2 protein-coding genes are annotated in these 1,058 nt (G+C 41.7%); both read left to right on the top strand.

The window, feature by feature from the left end:
- The first annotated feature begins 128 nt into the window (after positions 1 to 128).
- Positions 129 to 383, top strand: coding sequence for a cinnamycin family lantibiotic (locus F6K37_RS44140; RefSeq protein ID WP_008178013.1), 255 nt, complete (start codon positions 129 to 131; stop codon positions 381 to 383).
- Between the two features lie 50 nt (positions 384 to 433).
- Entirely contained in the window at positions 434 to 583 is a 150-nt protein-coding gene (locus F6K37_RS44135; protein ID WP_154659639.1) for a hypothetical protein, read from the top strand.
- Positions 584 to 1,058 lie beyond the last annotated feature (475 nt).

Genomic DNA, 1,058 nt, shown 5'->3' with positions numbered 1-1,058 from the left:
CTTCAGATAAAAGTTAAGAAATGTCAAAAAGTGAACCATAGGAGTAATGATATATACACTAATAAGTGTATGCTCAAATAGCATATAGTAAATCTTACTACCCATCAGGGGCACAAAGGAGTAATATAATGTCAAATGCTACTCTAGAAAAGGTACTGCACCAGGCATGTATTGACGCTGAGTTCCGTAGCGAAGTTCAAAATAACCCAGAAGCTTTTGGACTCTCAGCTACCACTTCCCTGCCTGAATCTGTCGAGAAGCAGGATCATGCTGTCATCGAGTTGTTAAATGCTTCCTTAGGGGAGTTTGATATCGTTGCTCAGTGTCAACCCAGCTGCGACTTGGGTGCTCTAACCATAGTTTGTGATGGAGTAACCAAGTAGGTTGTGACCGTTTATAATCTAATCGGCTAGGTACCTGTCTAGGAGCTGGCATGACATCGAATTTTTTAAGATTAGATGTGATGCCAGCCCCCGTTGTTAACTGTTTATTAGTCGGGGTTATGGTTGAGGATTATGTGGTGGAGGAACTGGCTTGCCGAGCTAGTAATTTGGCTGAGCGAACTCTCATTGTTGCTGGCTAAAGGCCAGGGTAAAGCTAGGTGTAGCAACCAGCTTGAACCATTGGATAGCTGGAACATCAAAAAACTGACTGGCAAGTTTGCTGTGCAGGTGCTTAAGGATTCCTAACTTACAGTTTTTGCAAGTAAATACCAGGGATTATAGCGCTACGGGCAAGTCTCAAGTGAGAAGTCAGAAGTCAAAAGTAACCATTGATTAGGTTTCGGAGTTTAGAAATGTCCTAATCTGGGAGCAGGTCAAATTTGCAGAACAAATGATTGATCTACTTGACAAAACACCAAAAATTCTGTTATTGAGCCGGTCTTAGTTGCAGAACAGATCAACTATGTACCATTAGAGCTTGGCTTTTCGGGGCTATAGTAATGGTAAAAATATTCGGCATTTCTGACATGCTCCCCCTATTACCTATTACCCATTACCTATTACCCATTACCTATTACCCATTACCCAGATAAGCGTACAAATGTTAGGCATTTG

The organism is Moorena sp. SIO4E2, from assembly GCF_010671945.1.
GTDB lineage: Bacteria > Cyanobacteriota > Cyanobacteriia > Cyanobacteriales > Coleofasciculaceae > Moorena > Moorena producens.
The sequence above is the reverse complement of the archived record's forward strand: the minus strand, read 5'-3'. Positions and strand labels throughout refer to the sequence as shown.

Coding starts and splice junctions, on each gene's coding strand:
- F6K37_RS44140 (WP_008178013.1), top strand. CDS start 129: ATGTCAAATGCTACTCTAGAAAAGGTACTGCACCAGGCATGTATTGAC.
- F6K37_RS44135 (WP_154659639.1), top strand. CDS start 434: ATGACATCGAATTTTTTAAGATTAGATGTGATGCCAGCCCCCGTTGTT.